The sequence below is a fragment of the Marinobacter sp. genome, assembly GCF_048259445.1.
Lineage (GTDB): Bacteria > Pseudomonadota > Gammaproteobacteria > Pseudomonadales > Oleiphilaceae > Marinobacter.
In genome coordinates, this window is sequence record NZ_JBLXHQ010000016.1 from 60,037 (window position 1) to 77,427 (window position 17,391).

The following is a 17,391-nucleotide window of genomic DNA, read 5'->3' on the forward strand; positions in this document are numbered from 1 at the left end:
CGCCCATAAGAGGAAAATGAGAAGCGCTGAAGGTGCGGCTTTCTGCCGCACAGATTCCCGGAGCCATGACCTTACGTTGCTCGTAACGAGGCTGAAAGCCGATCAGCCCAAAGACCAGACTATGCAAAAGGCGGGTTTGTAGCTCAAATAGAGAAGGCTGGCGTTAGCCAGCCTTCTCCAATTCAGGACAGGTGGTGCACGCTTTCCATGCCATACACCGGCGTATCGAGCCCCTCTTTCCGGGCTTTCAGCTGAAGTGCCAGATACAGGGAATAATGGCGTGACTGGTGCAAGTTGCCACCGTGGAACCAGAGCGCTTCCTGTTGAGTAGGCTTCCACATGTTCCGCAACTCCCCTTCCCAGGGGCCCGGATCTTTCGTGGTGTCGGACCCCATGCCCCAACATTTACCAACCTTGTCAGCGACCTCCTGAGAGATAATCCGGGCCGCCCAACCATTCATCGAGCCGAAGCCGGTGGCATAGACGATCAGATCTGCCGGTAGCTCCGTGCCATCCGTCAGCGTCACAGAGCGAGGGTTAATACGCTCAATACTGACGCCGCTCTTGAGCTTGATTTCCCCTTGAGCGACCAACTCTGATGCACCCACATCAATGTAATAGCCAGACCCGCGGCGCAGGTATTTCATGAATAGCCCAGAGCCGTCGTCACCGAAATCAAGCAGGAAACCAGCACGTTCGAGGCGATTGTAAAAGTCTGCATCCTGCTCCGCGACCTGCTCGTAAACCGGAATGTGCATGTCCGGCATCACCTTGAAGGGCACAGACGCGAAGGTAAGGTCGGCCTTTTCTGTGGTCACGCCATTTTGTATAGCCTCCTCGGAATACAGAGGGCCCAGCACCAGATCCATCAGGGTGTCGGATTTGATGATGTGGGTCGAAGAACGCTGAACCATGGTGACATCGGCGTCGTTCTCCCAAAGTGCGGCGCAGATGTCGTGAGAAGAATTGTTGCCGCCCAACACCACACATTTCTTGCCTTTGTAAGCCTCACCACCCGGGTGTTTACTGGAATGATGCTGTTCGCCTTCAAAGCTGTCCATGCCCGGAATGTCAGGAATATTGGGAATGCCAGACATGCCAGTGGCAAGAACAAGTTGCTGGGGACGAAGGGTGACTTTCTCACCGTCCCGAACCACGTCAACAACCCATTCCTTGCTGGCTTCGTCGTAACGGGCCCCCGTGCATTCCGTCGAGCTCCAGTAATTCAGCTCCATGATTTTGGTGTACATTTCCAGCCAGTCACCGACCTTGTCCTTTGGTGCAAACACCGGCCAGTGGTCCGGGAACGGCAGGTACGGCATGTGGTCGTACCAGACCGGATCGTGCAGGCATAGCGACTTGTAGCGGTTACGCCAGGAGTCGCCTGCCTTGGGGTTGCGTTCGATAACAATGGTTGGCACATCCAATTGCCTGAGGCGAGCCGCCAGGCCAATGCCACCCTGTCCACCACCGATAATCACGCAATAGGGTTGGCGGCTGTAGCCTAGTTCCCGCTCTTCGTCCTGCTTTGCCTCAAGCCAGGTTTTCCGGGATTTGGTCGCGCCATGTTGAGCACCCTTTGGCCGCAGAAACTTTTTCTTCTCCGGGAACTCTTTCAGTTCCTGCATGGTCGTCAACAGAGTCCAGGCAGCGCCATCGCGCAATCGAATATGGCCTTTACCCAGAGCATCTTTTGTTTCGAAGGTGATCCAGGCTTCAGTGACACCGTCCTGCTCAGTTGCGTCTTCTGCAACTCTCCAGTTACAAGGACAGGTACGCTCTGAGGTCTGCTCCAGCATGTCACGAATGCTGTCCTGCCCCTCCATCGTTTTTATGTTCCAGGTCATCGCAATGAGGTCGCGCCAGAAGCCGTCTTTTTCAAAAAGCTGGGCCGCACGGCCAGGGTCATCCGATTGCAGAACTTCGTTGAAGCCGTCGAGCCACTGCTGAACTCGCTCAGTGGGGGTGATCTGTGTTCCAGTCATCATGATTCTCCAGATTTGCATTGTTTTTGTTGGCTGGGGGCCATCGGCGCCCAGTGCAGGAATGAATCTTCCAGTAGCAACTGAGCAGGTGGTGTGCCAGCTTTGGTTTGAGACGCTCATTCAACATTCAATATATTGAAATGGTTAAGCTTTCGAATTTCATAGCTCGAGTTGAGGTTGCTATGAACAGCCTCTGAAGAAGGGTTTGTACTTTACGGTTGTAATGCCCGGTCGTTCGCTTCGTTACAGGTGTAATGGTAAATCAGGCACTAAAGAAGGGTGTTGGTATCGGCCTGCCCGGTATAGGGTGTGAAGACGACGACGCAGTATCTCTCGTGGATGACAAAAACAATATCAGAGCGATGCAGGAGCTTGGCATGATGATGCAGCAGGCGCAGCGGCGCCATATAGACGCGATTCTGAGTTACGCTGATAACCACCCTGCTTCGGTTTTTTCACCGGAGTCGGAGCTGATCGGGCGTTCCTGGAAACGATGTATCAACGACTACGGGCTGGATCCGAGCCAGCCACGTCGCGCTCGCATCGTGACTCAGCAAACCCTGAGGGAGCACCAGGATTCGGTTGACGAATTTCTTAATGTGGCCAGAGCCGGTGTGGATCAACTCTACACGCATATTGCCAACCTGGGGTATGTGCTGCTCCTGACGGACCATCGCGGCATCACTGTGCAGTTTCTCGGTGAACGCCGATTCGACCAACGCTTGCAAAAAGCCGGGCTGTATCTGGGCGCCGATTGGAGCGAGCAGTACGCAGGCACCTGCGCCGTGGGCACCTGTATTGAGGAAAAGCAGGCTCTTACGTGTCACCGGATTGATCATTTCGATGCAACTCACATCAGCCTGACCTGCACCTCAGCCCCCATTCTTGATCCGCTGGGCAATCTCCTGGCGGTGCTGGATATCTCGGCTCTGGACTCCCCCGACCCTCACAGCAGCCAGACATTCGCGTTGCACCTCACCCAGCTCTATGCCCGTATGATCGAGGATGCCTACTTCCTCCGTCGCTATCGCAATCAGATGATTTTTCGTTGCGACGCGTCCCGCGAGTTTGTTCAGGTCAACGGCCAGTATCTGTTTGCCATTGATGATGACGGATGCGTGGAAGCCGCTAATACGGCTGGCCGTTCACTCATGCAAAGCCCAGGGCTCGACACCGGCACCGAGCCTTGCATGAGCGATCGACCCAGCCTTACCAGCCTGTTCGAGTGTGAGTTGAGGGATATATGGAGCATTCCTTACGATCATGATGACCAGGTAAAAGCCTTTCGCCATTGCACCACTGGCAATACGTTTTTTGCATCGCTGGTGCAGCCCAAAACCAAGCCTCCCGCATCAGTACCTACCGAGCTGCCCACCCCCGAGGAGCCAGTGGTTCAACTGGACGCACTGGCAGCAGACGATCCAATCATGCGGCGCACGCTTGGCCTGGCCAAGCGTCTTCGGAACCGGGACGTCGGTTTGCTGATTCTGGGTGAAACCGGCACCGGCAAGGAAGTTCTCGCCAAAGCCATACATGCCTCCAGCCATCGTTCCCGGCATGCATTTGTCGCGGTAAACTGCGCGGCCATTCCCGAATCACTGATTGAAAGCGAGCTCTTCGGCTATGTGGCGGGAGCGTTTACCGGTGCGCGTGCTAAGGGTGTGAGAGGCCTGATTCAACAGGCGGATGGTGGCACCTTATTTCTCGACGAGATTGGCGATATGCCATTACAACTGCAGACCCGACTGCTGCGGGTTCTGGCGGAAGGTGAAATTCTTCCGGTTGGCGCTGACAGCCCGGTCAAGGTGAATTGTCGGGTGATTGCAGCCACGCATCAGGACCTGACTCAACTGATTGAACGTGGTGATTTCCGGGCCGATCTTTATTATCGGTTAAACGGTGCAACCCTGCGCTTGCCATCCCTGGGCGAACGGGCCGACCGTCAGCATGTCATTAATCGCGTACTCACGAACCTGGTTCAGCAAAACAACCTTCCGGATGTCCGAATCCGGGCCGATGCCATGAGCGCTCTCCTTGCCTACAGCTGGCCGGGTAATATTCGCCAACTCGTAAACGCACTGGCGTTTGCCGAGGCCACCTGTGACAACGGCCAGATCACAGTCAACGATCTGCCGGAAGAGTGCCTGAATAGTCACACGGCTGCCGCTCACTGCCAAAATCCAGGGCAAGATGATAAAAGCGACGGGAGTAATCCATTACTGGCACGCCTGAAAGAATACCGCTGGAACGTATCCGAGGTCGCACGATGCTACGGCGTATCACGCCCGACCATCTATCGCTGGATGCAACATCAAGCGATAGAGCCGCCCAGATTTCTGGGTAAGCGATGACTTTACGCCGTCACAGAGGGGCAGGCGCTCAAAACTCCAGGCAGATCTTGCCAAAGTGCGCGCCTGACTCTTCATAGCGGAATGCATCTGCAATGTCGTCCAGGGTGAACGAGCGGTCAATGACCGGGTGCATGCCGTTAGCCTCGATGGCGCGAATCATTTCCTGCTGCTGCACCCTGCTACCCACGATCAGCCCTTGCATGCGCGCCTGCTTGGACAACAGCTTCAGGGTGGGCACGTCACCCGCAACACCCGTAAGAATACCAATCAGTGATATATGGCCGCCGATACTCACGGCATCGATGGATTCCGGCAGTGTGCCAGGGCCACCCACTTCAATTACATGATCTGCGCCCTGACCGTCGGTCAGCTCCAGTACACGCTGGCCCCAGGCTGGTGTGGTTTTGTAGTTGATGGTCTCGTCGGCACCTAACGTTTTCAGGCGCTCAAGCTTTGCATCGGATGACGAGGTAGCGATCACCCGGGCGCCCATCATTTTGGCAAATTGCACCGCAAAAATAGAAACGCCACCGGTTCCCAGAGTAAGTACCGTATCGCCCGCTTTCAGATTGCCGTTAACCACCAGTGCACGCCATGCGGTAAGCCCGGCGGTGGTGAGGGTGGCAGCCTCTGCGTGGCTATAGCCCTTAGGTGCATGCGTAAAGCCTTGGGCTGAACCAACCACCTGTTCCCGAGCGTAGCCGTCTACGCCGTCACCCGGCGTGGTGCTGAAGTTATCAATTGGTGCCGGCCCGTCGATCCAGTGAGGAAAGAAGGTGGAGACCACATGATCACCCACCGAAAACTCGCTAACACCTGAACCAACGGCCTCTACCACACCGGCACCATCAGACATTGGAATGCGATTGTTCTCGGTTGGGAGAGCACCCACAACCACTGCGTAGTCGTGAAAGTTCAGGGAGTTGGCGTGAATCCGTACCCGGATTTCGCCCTGTCCGGGTTCGCCGGGCGCGCGGCCCTCGGTTACGCTGAGCTGGTCCAGCCCGAATGGCTGGGATACTGTTGCGAACTTCATTTGCTGGCCTCTATTTGTCAGTGGCATGGAAGATGCCGGTCATTTAGGCCGGAAGCGAAATCGTTACTGTCATCGCCTCAGTTTTGGCGAACTGTCCCCACGGCACAATGCTACTTGAGTGCCGTTATTGCAGTCACAGAGAGCTATCCAAAAGGGGTGTTTGGCACCCGGTTCGAGGTGCTCCCTCAAGGGTTACACATCCAGAGCCTACTTCGCCAAATTGAAAAGGCGCCCATGAACTTTCCAAAGGAAACCTTTGTTGGGCTAACATGGCCAGTGTTTCTCAGTAATTCACCCTCAGATTGAACAGGTTAAAATGTCCGAAGATCCCCTCAAGGCCCTGTCCGACATGGCCAGTGACGCCCATGCCCGTATTCAAGCGGCCCATGAGCACATCAACCCGGTGGTGGAAGTCCGCAGGGGTATGCGTGATGCAGGTATCCCCGCAGACGTGATGACCATAGACTGCCTGCGCACCCGCCGTCGGATCACACTTATCCTGCACGACGAAAAACCAGGCGTGTTGCTCTATCAGTTTGTAACCATTGAGGACGAAGTCGGGGAAGACTTCAAAGAGATAGCGCTATCCGATGTAAACACGAGCACGCTGTTTGGCTGGATACAGGATTATTTTGGCTGAGTGCCAATCTCCTGCAACGCCTGCACAAGGGTGTCGGGCTCCTGGGCTCCGGCAATAAGGTACTTGTTGTTAATGATAAATGCAGGCACCGCCGTAACCCCTGCCTTCTGGTAGTTGGCTTCATCTTCCCGCACCACACGGGCGTATCGATCCGAGCCCAGTACTTCCCTGGCCTTGGCGGTATCCATTCCCACAGTTTCAACGCACTGGACAAGAACATCGTGGTCTGAGACGTTCTCGCCCCTGCCAAAATAGGCCTCAAACAGCGCCTGCTTCATGCCGGTCTGCTGGCCTTGCTCGCCGGCCCATTTGACCAACCGATGAGCATCGAAGGTATTGCAGGTTAATCGCTCCTGCAATTTCTCGAAGTTGATACCGAGATCCTTCGCAATCACCATCATCTGGTTCTGGGTTGCGCGCGCCTCTTCCTCGCTCTTCCCGTATTTTCGAGCCAGGGCTGGCAAAATCGGCTCGCCCTCCCCGCTGTGGTCCGGGTTCAGTTCGAACGCATGCCATTCAATGGTGAATTCATACTCGCCAGCCAACTGCGCCATTGCGCGTTCCAGGCGAGCATAGCCAATGGCGCACCAGGGGCAAGCGATGTCGGAAACGATATCAATGTGCATCTTGTTCATGCTGGGTAGATCCTCGAATTTGAACAGGCAATCACGGCTTCTTCCAGATACTCAAGTGCGCGCTTGTCGGAACTGATACATTCAAGTCGGCTATCTGGACTGCTCTCCAGCCTGGTTTCTGAGAGTACGTTATCCGCCTTGTCGTAGGCAATGACCCCTTGGTCGGTTTTAAAAACACCTTTGATCCGTTCAGCCTCTGCACCAGAAAGAAGCGTGTGCAGCCGGTTTGCATCAAACACCCATTCAGCGTTAAAAACCCAGCCCTGGCTGTGAAACCCCTCACTTTCTTTACCTGAACCAAGAAAGCTATCAGTTGGAGTATCGGCTCTCTTTACAAAGGAAAGGGGCTGACTTAGTTCCGTATGGCACCCGGGGAGAGGGTGATCGCCGGCAGGCGCATCCAGCCAGCCGAGCTCCAGCTCCCCCCAGCTTACACAGAAAACTGATTTTTTTCGGGTGCTCAATCTCTTATCAAGATAATTCAATAGTGCCGGAAAATCCTCAGGCTGATACTGCTCCGCTTTGTTGGCGACGATAACGTCTGCCACACTCAGCTGCTGGTTAAAGGTTGCGTGGTTTACGTACCGGGCATCTTGAATTTTTCGGGCATCAACCAGGGTAATCGTCGCGCGCAGATCCAGTATTTCCCGATAGTGCTCTGAGCCCAACGTCGCCAGTACCTCCTCGGGGTGACCAAGACCCGTAGGCTCAATCAGCAGCCGATCCGGTTGGGCGCGGGCGATCAGCATATTCAGCGCAACCTGCATCGGCAGGCCAGCGGCGCAACACATGCAGCCACCAGGTACCTCGCGAATGAAGACACCCCGCTGCCCGGTTTCATGCCCTGCGAGTACACTGCCGTCGATACCCACTTCGCCGAATTCATTGACCAGCACCGCCCAGCGCTCTGCTTCAGGCTTATGCTTTAACAATTGTAAAATGGAAGTGGTTTTTCCAACACCCAGAAAACCGGTGATGACGTTGGTTTGAATTGGCTTGGAGACTGGCATTTAAAAAGACATTCCCGTGCTCTGTTTTCGTGACTTCAGTACTTTATAACATAACACTTTGATATCGGCGTCTCGGTTTCCCGCACTTTTATTTTAACCAAAGCTCCCAATATATTAGACGTACTTTGGCCCCACCCCGCAGGACGTGATAATGAACGCTATTCTCAAAAAATTTCTCTTCGTCTCAAGCATCTATCTTCTGGCCCCAAGCGCAGGCGCTTTCAGCCTCGATGGCGCCTTGTCCAGCGGAACACAAGCACTCTCCTCGGCAACAGAAGTCAGCGGTGAAGCCCAGCAACTGATGGGTCAGCTTGAAAATCAGCTCGGCGTTACCGAGGCTCAAGCAGTCGGTGGCACAGGAGCGCTGCTGCAGCTGGCGAAAAGTGAGCTTGGCGCCAACACCATGAGCGCTCTCACCAGCCAGGCTTCGGGCCTCTCCAGCCTGCTAGGCGGAGGAAACAGCCTGACTGAAAGCATGCTCTCCAATATTTCATCCATGAGCGGGGTGGAGTCTGCCTTCTCTGCATTGGGCATGGACAGTTCCATGATTCAGCAGTTCGTGCCAATCGTGATGAATTTCCTGGGAGACCAGGGAGTTGGTTCTTCCCTTCTAGGCCAGTTACAGGGCCTGTGGATGCCTGCCAGCTAAACTGCAGCATATCCAGCCACTCAATAGCCTCTCGCTGGCGCCTTCATCAACACCGGTGATGGTTTGCCAATATGGTAGCCCTGGGCGAAATCAACGCCCAGCTGCCGTAATTTAACCAGCGTCACTTCGTCTTCGACAAATTCCGCAATCGTCTGCATCCCGAATGCGTTGACCATGTTGGTGAGGCTTTCAACAAACACCTGATTATCCGGACTCTTCTCAAGGTCCAGAATGTATGAGCCATCGAGTTTAACGTAGCTCAGAGGCAGCTTCTTGAGATAACTGAATGATGAGAAGCCCACGCCAAAGTCGTCCAGAGCAATCATGACCCCCGTGGCGTTGATTTCTTCCAGATTAGACAGAACCATCTGGAAGTTTTCTATGTAGGCGGTTTCTGTCAGTTCCAGAATCAGCTGGCCAGGGTTTATTTGATATTTGTGAATCAGGTCAGTCAATATCTCCGGCAGATCTGCCGACTGCAGCGTGGGCGCCGACACGTTGACAGCAAAACACATGGCGCCCCCCTCAGCATTTTCAGCGGCCAATCTCCGGATAGCGCGCTCCAGCACCCAGGTATCGACCAACCGAATCAGGCCCATACGTTCTGCTGCAGGGATGAATTCACTGGGAAAAACCGGGGCGCCAGAACTGTCCTTCAACCTCAGCAGGACCTCGTGGTGACTGATTCGGTTCTCCTCGAGAAACAGAATAGGCTGAAAATGCAGCTCGAACAGGCCGTCTTCGGCCAAGGCGCGTTTTAATAGCGACGTCAGATCATGGTCCCGGCGTAACCCCTCCAGATTATTGTTTTTCGGGTCAAAAATTTGCCATTGGTTGACGCCTTTTTTCTTGGCCTGATACATCGCCATGTCTGCATGCACCACCAGTTCCTGCTCGGTGGTACCGTGCTCTGGAATCAAGGCGGCACCGATACTGACGCTGTACTCGGTAGTCCGACCCTCGGTCGGAATTAGAATCTCGCCGTTGAGTTGAGCAGAGAGTTTGGCGAGCACAGTCTGGAGCTGAGCCTGGGCGATGCCTGGCAGGATAATGGTAAATTCGTCTCCTGCCAGCCGGCTGATGGAGTCGCTCGCTCGCACACTTGCGGTCAGTGAATTGGCGATCTGTATCAACACACTGTCGCCAACCGCATGGCCATAAAGGTCGTTAATCTGCTTGAACCGGTTGATATCGATAAAGACGATGGCGCCCGCGGTCCCGGCTTCGAGAGCGTTTGCTAAATCGTGCTGAAAAGCCCGACGGTTTCCTATGCACGTTAAAGGATCGTGATTTGCCAGCCATTCCAGTGCTTGCTCGTCCCGTTTACGCTGAGTCAGATCGACGCCCGTAGCGAGGACAACGGACTGTCCGTTTTCATTTTCGACCAGAGAACAGGTCCAGTCTGCGAAAACGGTGTGTCCCTGATCGTTCGTGAACTTGGCATCGAATTGAATAGCATCACACTTGCCATTTTGCAGGAGCGCAATTTTGCTCCTGTAATCCGCATAGACAGCATCTGATTTGAAAATCTCCTGAAAACTTGTCAGCGGCCGGCTGAACTCCCTTTCAAATCTCGTGTTCGTAGTCAGAATACGGCCATCTATGGTGTGGGTCGCAATAAACAGATGCGAACTGTCAATCAAGCGCTCAAGGAAAGCTCGAGAGCGGGAAATGATGGCAATCTGGTTTTTTAGAGAATGGTTTTTCTGCTCAACTTCCGTATGCAGAGTGTCCAGCTCCTGGGTGACAAAACGGGTACTTTTCTCAAGCAGGGTGAGTTCGTCACTGAGATAGCCCCGATGCCCGTGTATTTTCTTCTGTGCCTGCTCATATTCATGCTTTGGCAGCAAGTTTAGCGCCTCAACAACTGCGATCAGGCGTCGCAGTGGGCTCAGTATCAGCATGACAAGAAAGACTTCGGCAATGACCAGCGCCAGCACCCCGATCAACAGGCTGGTTTTTACAGAATTGACGAGGTTGTTGTATTGCCGGGTTTCGTCAATGATCGCTACGAAGTGCGGCGCAGTGCCCATAGTTTTGAAGCGAGTCAGGTCAAGCGTATTGAAAAGAAGTCTTCGTGACTCATGATCAAAGGCCTGGTCACTACCAAGGATGCCGAACGGTGCTATTGCTTCAACTGCTTTGAGCTGCCTAAAGGTGTTCGAAAAGTTACTTGCCGCCCACACTCGTTTGTTCCAATTGCCAAGCGAGCGTTCGTTCCCGGTATCAGTACTGTCTGCGTCCAGGCCGTCGAGAATGATTGCCAGCTCGTCTGTGGATATCTGTTGAAAATGCTGGATTACGTCGGCAATGTTCTGGCCTATCACCATCACGGCTTCGGAGCCATTTTGCAGAACAAAGGGCTCGATGACGAACTGGGAGCAGCCAAAACCGCAGTAAAGGAAAGATTGGGGCGTTCCTGGATCTCTCCCTTGCACAAGCTGGTCAATTGCCTGGCTCAAGCCGGCCGGATCACGAAAAAAAACCAGATTCATTGCTGAACCCAGTCGATTTCCCTGTGCCGAATAGACCGCAAGGTAATCGATTCCGGTATTGAGATTGAGTTTGAACCACTCGCTCTGGAGGAAGCGATTCATTTCCGCCTGCTGGTCACTCTTATCGGCCGCCTGAATGCGCGGAGTTTCAGCGATAAGCTGGGCAAGCTGAGACAGGCGGAGGGCGTTTTCCTCCAACTGCCGGTTAATTACGCGCTCTTGTTGCAGGTGTAGATCTGCTACCCGGTTTTCATAGTGCTCAAGCGTTTTGAAAACTTGCTGGGCGACCCAGGTCGCAGTAATGACAACCAATACCAGACTGAGAAATGCGACCGCCTTCCATTTGATGCTGACGAACATCACTGTGTGCCCGCGCCGCTAGAATTGAAATGTCAGAGATACGACATAATAGTTCCAGTATTTACTGATGCTATCGTTTTCCATGCCGCTGTAGCTGGGCAGCCAGGCTGTGCCCTCGTTGAAGCTGGCCTGACCGGTGACTGTCCATCGAGGATAGAACATCCACTTTCCACCCAGGCTCCAGCCCTTACCAAATCCTCGGTAAGGGTTGTTAGCCGGTAACAGATCACTACCGGAGCGATCATCCTTATCGAGATAGAGCTCTTCGTAACGGGCGAACCATGAAGTGGTAAGCGTAGGCAACCACTCAACCTGCAGGTAATAGGCTTGGGTAGTAGTGTTTTTCTCGGTATCCATTCCAGCGAGCTGGAGCTCGAGATCACTGAACAGGTTCATGTACTCTGCCGTGATAACCCAGTCATGGTAGCTGTACTGAACTGACAGAATGGCAAACAGAGCATCAATGCTGGTCCCGGTGACGTAATTTTGCGGGTTCACGCCAATATCTCCCATGCCTGCAGTAAACAGTGCCATTTGGGCATCTGAAACACTCATGGGGTTATCCAGATCTATATCCGCATCCACCAGGCTGAAACCAAGCTTCAGATTTCTCTGGGCTGCCGGTACAAAATTCAGGTTCAGGCCAATAAGTGGCACATCCTCGAACTCTCCCTCGGAGATTGGCAGCCCATAGAGGTAATATTCGAGCTTCTCACCGTCGAGACCCCTCTCCCCCGCGAAAAGCTCCCAGCTCAGCTGGTTATCCTGAAGCATCAGGGAGCCGTAGAGGTTGATACCATCAGTAGACAGAATGGTATCCCGCAGAGAGTCAAAATAGATTGAATCGGGCACATTGAAGCCAGGCCGGGCAGAGGGTATGTCTCGAATGGCATTATAAAAGCCCACATTGTTCTTTACGCGGCCGAGGCGAATCCCGGCGGTCGAACCCATATCACTGTGGAAAAGGTAATCGGCGAGCAGGAAATCAATCCGTAAATCACCGTCATCGCTTTCATCTCGTTGCCGGCTGATGATTTGCCCTGCCAGGCGAAACTCAGGAGATACTTCGGTAAAACCGGTGATGCCAAGTTCACGGAACTTGAACGAACCATCCAGGGAATCGGTACCTGCGTATGGATTATCCGGACTGTACAGGTACCCCTGGCTCACGAACCCATGGAGCTCAGACGAGCTTCCCAGCTCAACTGCGCTTGCAGGTGCCATTATCGCTGCGACTGTGACGCCCAGAACAATCGAGGAGAACTTGCTCATCATTCTTTATCTCCCAGGGTCACGATGTTTCCAGTTGGATAGTCTGCGGAGGTATACCCGATTGCACCTGGCGTGCTTTGAATCATTTCAACCATCTCAGCCTGAGAATTAACAACAGCTGGCGCTTTGCCTGTTCCTGTGAAAAGCATCCGGTTCCAGATGCGATCGAGTTGGTGGGCTTGAATGTGCAGCCGGTTGACGACGAACTCCCGGTGAAGCTCATTCTCGCTTGGTAGAGTAAACACCTGGATAGCCAGGCCGTTCGGCCACTTTCGGATTTGCATAGCAAAAATCTGGCTCAGGTAGGCTGAGTCCAGCTCGGTGATATCTGCATCGTCGTTGAGTATGACTTTCGGGGCCGAAAGCAGCGGTTGGGCAAAAGAGCACACTACGGCGAATGCTAGCGCTCTAAACCCTGCTCTCAAGTAACCGCTATTAGCTCTATCCATAAAACCCGTTCGTTTCTATGTGTACTTGAGAGGGCGAGATTAAAAAACAGCTTTAGCAAAGACTCTTTTGCGATGCATGTTAACTGAATTCATGACCGAAAGTTAATATTTAATGTTTCGAATTGTCAGGCGCTCCCAATGCCCTGATCTGTGCTTGACGGGTTTAGAGATACCGCCCTCCTGCTCCGATTGCCACCACGATCAGCCCGAGAATCAGGTTGGTGCCCACCAGTTTGCGAATCTGTCCGACCTGGCGCCCGCCTTCCTGAGGGTCCTGATTCGCAACGGCCTGTTTCAGCCTGCGAAAGGGGGCAAAATAGACGTGGGAATAAAGCACAACCATCAAAATTCCCAACCCCTGCATAACATGGATATGCCAGCCGGCACCTGCCATGCCACCAAAAGCACTGAAGAGCATCCAGTAACCGGTCACCAGCAACAGGGCCACGGCCACCCATACCCACCGGAAAAACCTGGAAAGCGTGTGATACCAGAGTGAGCCCCGCTGAGATGCATCAATTACCTCAACTACCGCAGGCCGCATGGCCATGTAGGCGAAAAACATGCCACCAACCCAGATAACGGCAGAAAGTACGTGCAGTGCAATAGCCAAACCCATAAAGCGACTCCCGGATAAGAAACGTTTGATGTAATACCAGCTGGCAACTAAAGCCGTTCGATGGCTTTGAGCAGAGCGTTAAAGGCTTTCGTAAAACTGCGCTCAGCGAGCCTGTCCAGTGTCCGACCAAGCAATGGAACCTTTATGCGGCCCTCGGATATCCAGATCACTCTGGTTCGCTCACCATCAGGCTGCAAAATAATTTCACCCCTGGTATGCAGAATAGAGAGCGGACTCGATTTCTCAATGCAATAGTGCATTCTGGTCGGCCTCTCGAACTGCGTAATACGTTCGGTTAGTTCAAGTGGTCCTGCCCCGATGATTCGCAGCGCCCCGGTGCCATTTTTTTCTTCTTCTCCTTGTTCAACCAAAACGGACTTATCAACACCCGGAAACCGATCGTAGCGGGCATGGTCGGAAATGGCTTCAAAAACAGAATCTATGTCTTTAGTCAGCGTACGCTCTACATGAATATTAAACATGTTGGATCCTCGAGTTCGAACAGCATAATGATCGTTTAACCCGCCGGCTGTCTAATCTGATTGCAGCCCAGCTCTGGCTGCAGCAATCAAAAAACGGCTGCTCCACATCGAGATGCGAATACACCAACGCACCCCCGTAATCTGCTTGAAATTCACCTGAAAAGAATGAACACTCTAGCGACAGACAACGATAAATCTCGGGCCACAGCGAGCAGCACCTTGACCATATCTTCTGATAGTGAGGCCGGCCGGAATAAAAGGCACCCGGATACTTCAGGCTCGGCCCGAGGTGCATCACCGAATGCACGGGTTGACAGGCTGACCCAGATATACCGGGCACTCAGCGGAATCAATCAAGCTATTATTCGCATGGGCGACGAGAAAGAGCTTTTTCCTCTCGTCTGCCAGCTTGCTGTTGAATTCGGCGGCGTCAGCATGGCCTGGATCGGCGTTGCTGATCCGGAATCAGAACGAATTGTCCCCGTAGAAAGTTTCGGCGTCGGTACGGATTATCTGACGAACATCCAGATCTCAATGGCGCACGACAAGCCAGAGGGCCGAGGGCCAACGGCAACGGCTTATCGCAACAACTGCGCCGTCGTTTCCAATGACTGGGAAAACGATCCTCTTACAGCCCCCTGGCAAGAAAAGGCAAGCCGTTTTCACTGGGGTAGCAGCGGCTGCTTCCCTATCCAGCGGCATGGCCAACCTTATGCAGTCTTGTCGGTGTATCACTGCGCGGAAGAATATTTCGACAGTGAAACAACCGAGCTGCTCGATGAAATGACCCGCGACATCACATTCGCCCTCGACAACTTTGACCGGGAAAAAGAACGCCGTGACGCCCTGGATGCGCTGCGAGCCAGCGAACAACATTTCCGGGCCTATTTCGAGCGTTCAATGTTTGGCATGGCAGCCACCAGCGCGGATAAAGGCTGGATAGAGGTAAACCAGGCACTTTGCGACATGCTGGGTTACACGGCCGAAGAAATCATGGCCACGACATGGGCTGAGCTGACCCACCCTGACGACCTGGAGTCCAACACGGCTTTATATGAACAGTTGATTGACGGCTCCATTGATGAAGTGTCCGTTGAAAAGCGGTTTGTCCAGAAGTCCCATAACATCATCGATGCTCACCTGGCCGTGCGTGCCGTTCGTAATACTGATGGCAGTCTTGCGTATACGGTATCGCTGATTGAAGACATTTCACTCAGGAAGATGGCGGAACGACGAGAGCAAATGCGACAGCACACTCTGGAAAGAGTCGCCAGAGGCGGCTCTCTGAAGGAGATCATGTTGCAGGTCATCGAGTCAGCGGAATCGATTTATCCCAAGTCCATGTGCTCAATTCTCCTATTAGATGACGAAGGACAGCACCTTTTAAGCGGCGCCGCTCCCAGCTTGCCTGACTTTTATAACGAAGCTGTTAACGGCGTGAAGATTGGCATGAATGTCGGTTCTTGCGGAACTGCTGCTTTCACAGGAAAGCGAACAATTGTCGAGGACATCGCAACCCATCCTTATTGGGAGAACTATAAAGAGCTTGCCGCCAGAGCAAGCTTTGGCTCTTGCTGGTCTGAGCCCATCCACTCTTCATCAGGTAAAGTATTAGGTACTTTTGCCATTTATCGCAAAGAACCAGGATTACCAGATGAACAGGAGATCGCCCTGATAGAGAGCGCAACCAATCTGGTTGGTATCGCCATCGAGAGGACCCACGCAGAAGAAGAGCTCCATCTTGCCTCATCCATCTATATCAACAGCGCAGAAGCCGTGCTGGTAACCGATGCCCAAAACAAAATCATTGCGCTCAACCCGGCCTTTACCAAAATAACCGGATACACTCTCGACGACCTCAGGGGCAAAGACCCATCCCTCCTTCACTCGGGCCGTCAAACCGTCGATTTCTTCAAAGCTATTTGGGAAGACGTAACTCAACAGGGTTTTTGGCAGGGCGAGGTCTGGAGCCGTCGTAATACAGGCGAAGCCTTTCCGGCATGGCTCACCATCAATGTTATTCGCAACGAGAAAGGTGATATCCAGCGCCATATTGTTATGGGGTCTGATATCACGAACAAGGTTCGCTCAGACGAACTGATCTGGCGCCAGGCAAACTACGACTTCCTGACCGACTTGCCAAACCGTTACATGTTTCAGGATCGTCTGGAACAGGAAATTCGGAAATCGTTACGCGATGGCTCATTGCTGGCACTCTTATTTATTGATCTCGACCACTTCAAGGATGTTAACGATACCCTCGGACACCCTGTGGGTGACCAGCTGCTGATAAAGGCCGCGGAGCGCATTGCCAGTTGTGTCAGGGACTCCGATACCGTAGCCCGAATGAGCGGTGACGAGTTCACCGTTATTCTGCCCAGGCTTGCAAATACAAGCGACGGAGAAAAGGTGGGCGAACAAATCATAAGTGCGCTCGCAGAACCATATTCCATCAATGATGAAACCATCTATATCCAGGCCAGCATCGGCATAACCTTTTGCCCGGACGACGCTTCAGAGGTTGATCAGTTGGTCAGTAACGCCGACCAGGCCATGTACGCGTCTAAAGCAGCAGGCCGGAACCGCCTCAGTTATTTTACCCAGGCCCTGCATGACAGGGCCCAGAGTCGACTGAAACTGTTAAATGATATGCGCTCGGCGGCTGAAAACCGGCAGTTCGAGCTCCACTTCCAGCCCATAATAGATCTATACACCGGACGCGTCGGCAAAGCAGAGGCACTGATACGCTGGAATCACCCGGAACGCGGAATGATCAGCCCGGCTGAGTTTATTCCTCTGGCTGAAGAGACAGGCTTGATTGTTGGTATCGGCGACTGGGTGTTCCGGGAGGCTGCCGCCAAGGCAAAACGCTGGAGTGAGTTGTTCAATAACGGATTACAGGTGTCAGTGAACATGTCGCCTGTGCAGTTTCAGAGCGAAGCGCTGAGCATAACGGACTGGCTGACTTACCTGCGAACGCTCGGGCTGGAGACAAACCATCTGAGCGTAGAGATCACCGAGGGTTTGCTACTGAATGCAAGCAAGGGCGTAACAGACAAGCTTCTCCATTTCCGTGACGCCGGAATCCAGGTCGCGATTGATGATTTCGGAGTGGGCTATTCAGCGCTGTCTTATCTCAGGCGATTCGATATCGACTACCTCAAGATTGATCAGTCTTTCATCCAGAATCTCGACAATGAGCAGAACGACCTGGTGCTTTCCGAGGCCATTGTCATCATGGCCCACAAACTTGGCCTGAAAGTTACCGCAGAAGGGGTCGAAACCGAGACGCAACGCCGCCTGTTACTGGACATCGGATGTGATTACGGCCAGGGGTACTTGTTCTCCCGCCCCCTGCCCGCTTCTGAGTTCGAAGAATTTATCGCGAAATCCACAGGAACGGAGTGA

The 17,391-nt window shown here is 53.3% G+C and carries 13 protein-coding genes; 4 read left to right on the forward strand and 9 right to left on the reverse strand.

The window, feature by feature from the left end; genetic code table 11:
• Positions 1 to 182: 182 nt before the first annotated feature.
• Positions 183 to 1,985, reverse strand: coding sequence for a flavin-containing monooxygenase (locus ACN0RL_RS12590; RefSeq protein WP_417517361.1), 1,803 nt, complete (start codon positions 1,983 to 1,985; stop codon positions 183 to 185).
• Positions 1,986 to 2,362: 377 nt separating this feature from the next.
• Here ACN0RL_RS12590 and ACN0RL_RS12595 point away from each other — a divergent pair, with 377 nt between their 5' ends.
• Positions 2,363 to 4,336 carry a sigma-54-dependent Fis family transcriptional regulator gene (locus ACN0RL_RS12595; protein WP_417517363.1) on the forward strand — a complete coding sequence of 658 codons (1,974 nt, stop codon included), beginning with the start codon at positions 2,363 to 2,365 and terminating at the stop codon, positions 4,334 to 4,336.
• A gap of 28 nt (positions 4,337 to 4,364) precedes the next feature.
• Here ACN0RL_RS12595 and ACN0RL_RS12600 read toward each other — a convergent pair whose 3' ends face one another.
• Complete coding sequence (locus ACN0RL_RS12600) at positions 4,365 to 5,372, reverse strand: zinc-dependent alcohol dehydrogenase family protein (RefSeq protein WP_417517278.1); 1,008 nt, start codon at positions 5,370 to 5,372, stop codon at positions 4,365 to 4,367.
• A 316-nt stretch (positions 5,373 to 5,688) separates the two neighbouring features.
• Here ACN0RL_RS12600 and ACN0RL_RS12605 point away from each other — a divergent pair, with 316 nt between their 5' ends.
• The gene (locus ACN0RL_RS12605) at positions 5,689 to 6,012 is read left to right on the forward strand and encodes a hypothetical protein (RefSeq protein ID WP_417517280.1); all 324 of its coding nucleotides are present in this window, start codon (positions 5,689 to 5,691) and stop codon (positions 6,010 to 6,012) included.
• Here ACN0RL_RS12605 and ACN0RL_RS12610 read toward each other — a convergent pair.
• Positions 6,000 to 6,647, reverse strand: coding sequence for a DsbA family oxidoreductase (locus tag ACN0RL_RS12610; protein WP_417517282.1), 648 nt, complete (start codon positions 6,645 to 6,647; stop codon positions 6,000 to 6,002). The two genes, ACN0RL_RS12605 and ACN0RL_RS12610, sit on opposite strands and share 13 nt — an antisense overlap.
• Complete coding sequence (locus ACN0RL_RS12615) at positions 6,644 to 7,657, reverse strand: CobW family GTP-binding protein (protein ID WP_417517284.1); 1,014 nt, start codon at positions 7,655 to 7,657, stop codon at positions 6,644 to 6,646. The genes ACN0RL_RS12610 and ACN0RL_RS12615 overlap by 4 nt, the downstream gene beginning before the upstream one ends.
• A gap of 151 nt (positions 7,658 to 7,808) precedes the next feature.
• On the opposite strand from ACN0RL_RS12615, the gene ACN0RL_RS12620 reads away from it, so the two are divergent.
• A complete protein-coding gene (locus ACN0RL_RS12620) occupies positions 7,809 to 8,306 on the forward strand; it encodes a DUF2780 domain-containing protein (RefSeq protein WP_417517286.1) in 498 nt (165 codons plus the stop codon).
• 20 nt (positions 8,307 to 8,326) lie between these two features.
• On the opposite strand, the gene ACN0RL_RS12625 is transcribed toward ACN0RL_RS12620, so the two are convergent.
• The 5 genes from ACN0RL_RS12625 to ACN0RL_RS12645 all read right to left on the reverse strand — a co-directional run bounded on the left by ACN0RL_RS12625 (position 8,327) and on the right by ACN0RL_RS12645 (position 13,983).
• On the reverse strand, positions 8,327 to 11,161 hold the full coding sequence (locus tag ACN0RL_RS12625; protein ID WP_417517288.1) for an EAL domain-containing protein: 2,835 nt from the start codon (positions 11,159 to 11,161) through the stop codon (positions 8,327 to 8,329).
• 18 nt (positions 11,162 to 11,179) lie between these two features.
• A complete protein-coding gene (locus ACN0RL_RS12630) occupies positions 11,180 to 12,436 on the reverse strand; it encodes a hypothetical protein (RefSeq protein WP_417517290.1) in 1,257 nt (418 codons plus the stop codon).
• Entirely contained in the window at positions 12,433 to 12,882 is a 450-nt protein-coding gene (locus tag ACN0RL_RS12635) for a substrate-binding domain-containing protein (protein ID WP_417517292.1), read from the reverse strand. The genes ACN0RL_RS12630 and ACN0RL_RS12635 overlap by 4 nt, the downstream gene beginning before the upstream one ends.
• Before the next feature lie 163 nt (positions 12,883 to 13,045).
• Complete coding sequence (locus ACN0RL_RS12640; RefSeq protein ID WP_417517294.1) at positions 13,046 to 13,501, reverse strand: CopD family protein; 456 nt, start codon at positions 13,499 to 13,501, stop codon at positions 13,046 to 13,048.
• 47 nt (positions 13,502 to 13,548) lie between these two features.
• Positions 13,549 to 13,983 (reverse strand): SRPBCC family protein, encoded by a 435-nt coding sequence (locus ACN0RL_RS12645; RefSeq protein WP_417517296.1) that lies wholly within the window; start codon positions 13,981 to 13,983, stop codon positions 13,549 to 13,551.
• Positions 13,984 to 14,202: 219 nt separating this feature from the next.
• On the opposite strand from ACN0RL_RS12645, the gene ACN0RL_RS12650 reads away from it, so the two are divergent.
• Positions 14,203 to 17,391, forward strand: coding sequence for an EAL domain-containing protein (locus tag ACN0RL_RS12650; protein WP_417517298.1), 3,189 nt, complete (start codon positions 14,203 to 14,205; stop codon positions 17,389 to 17,391).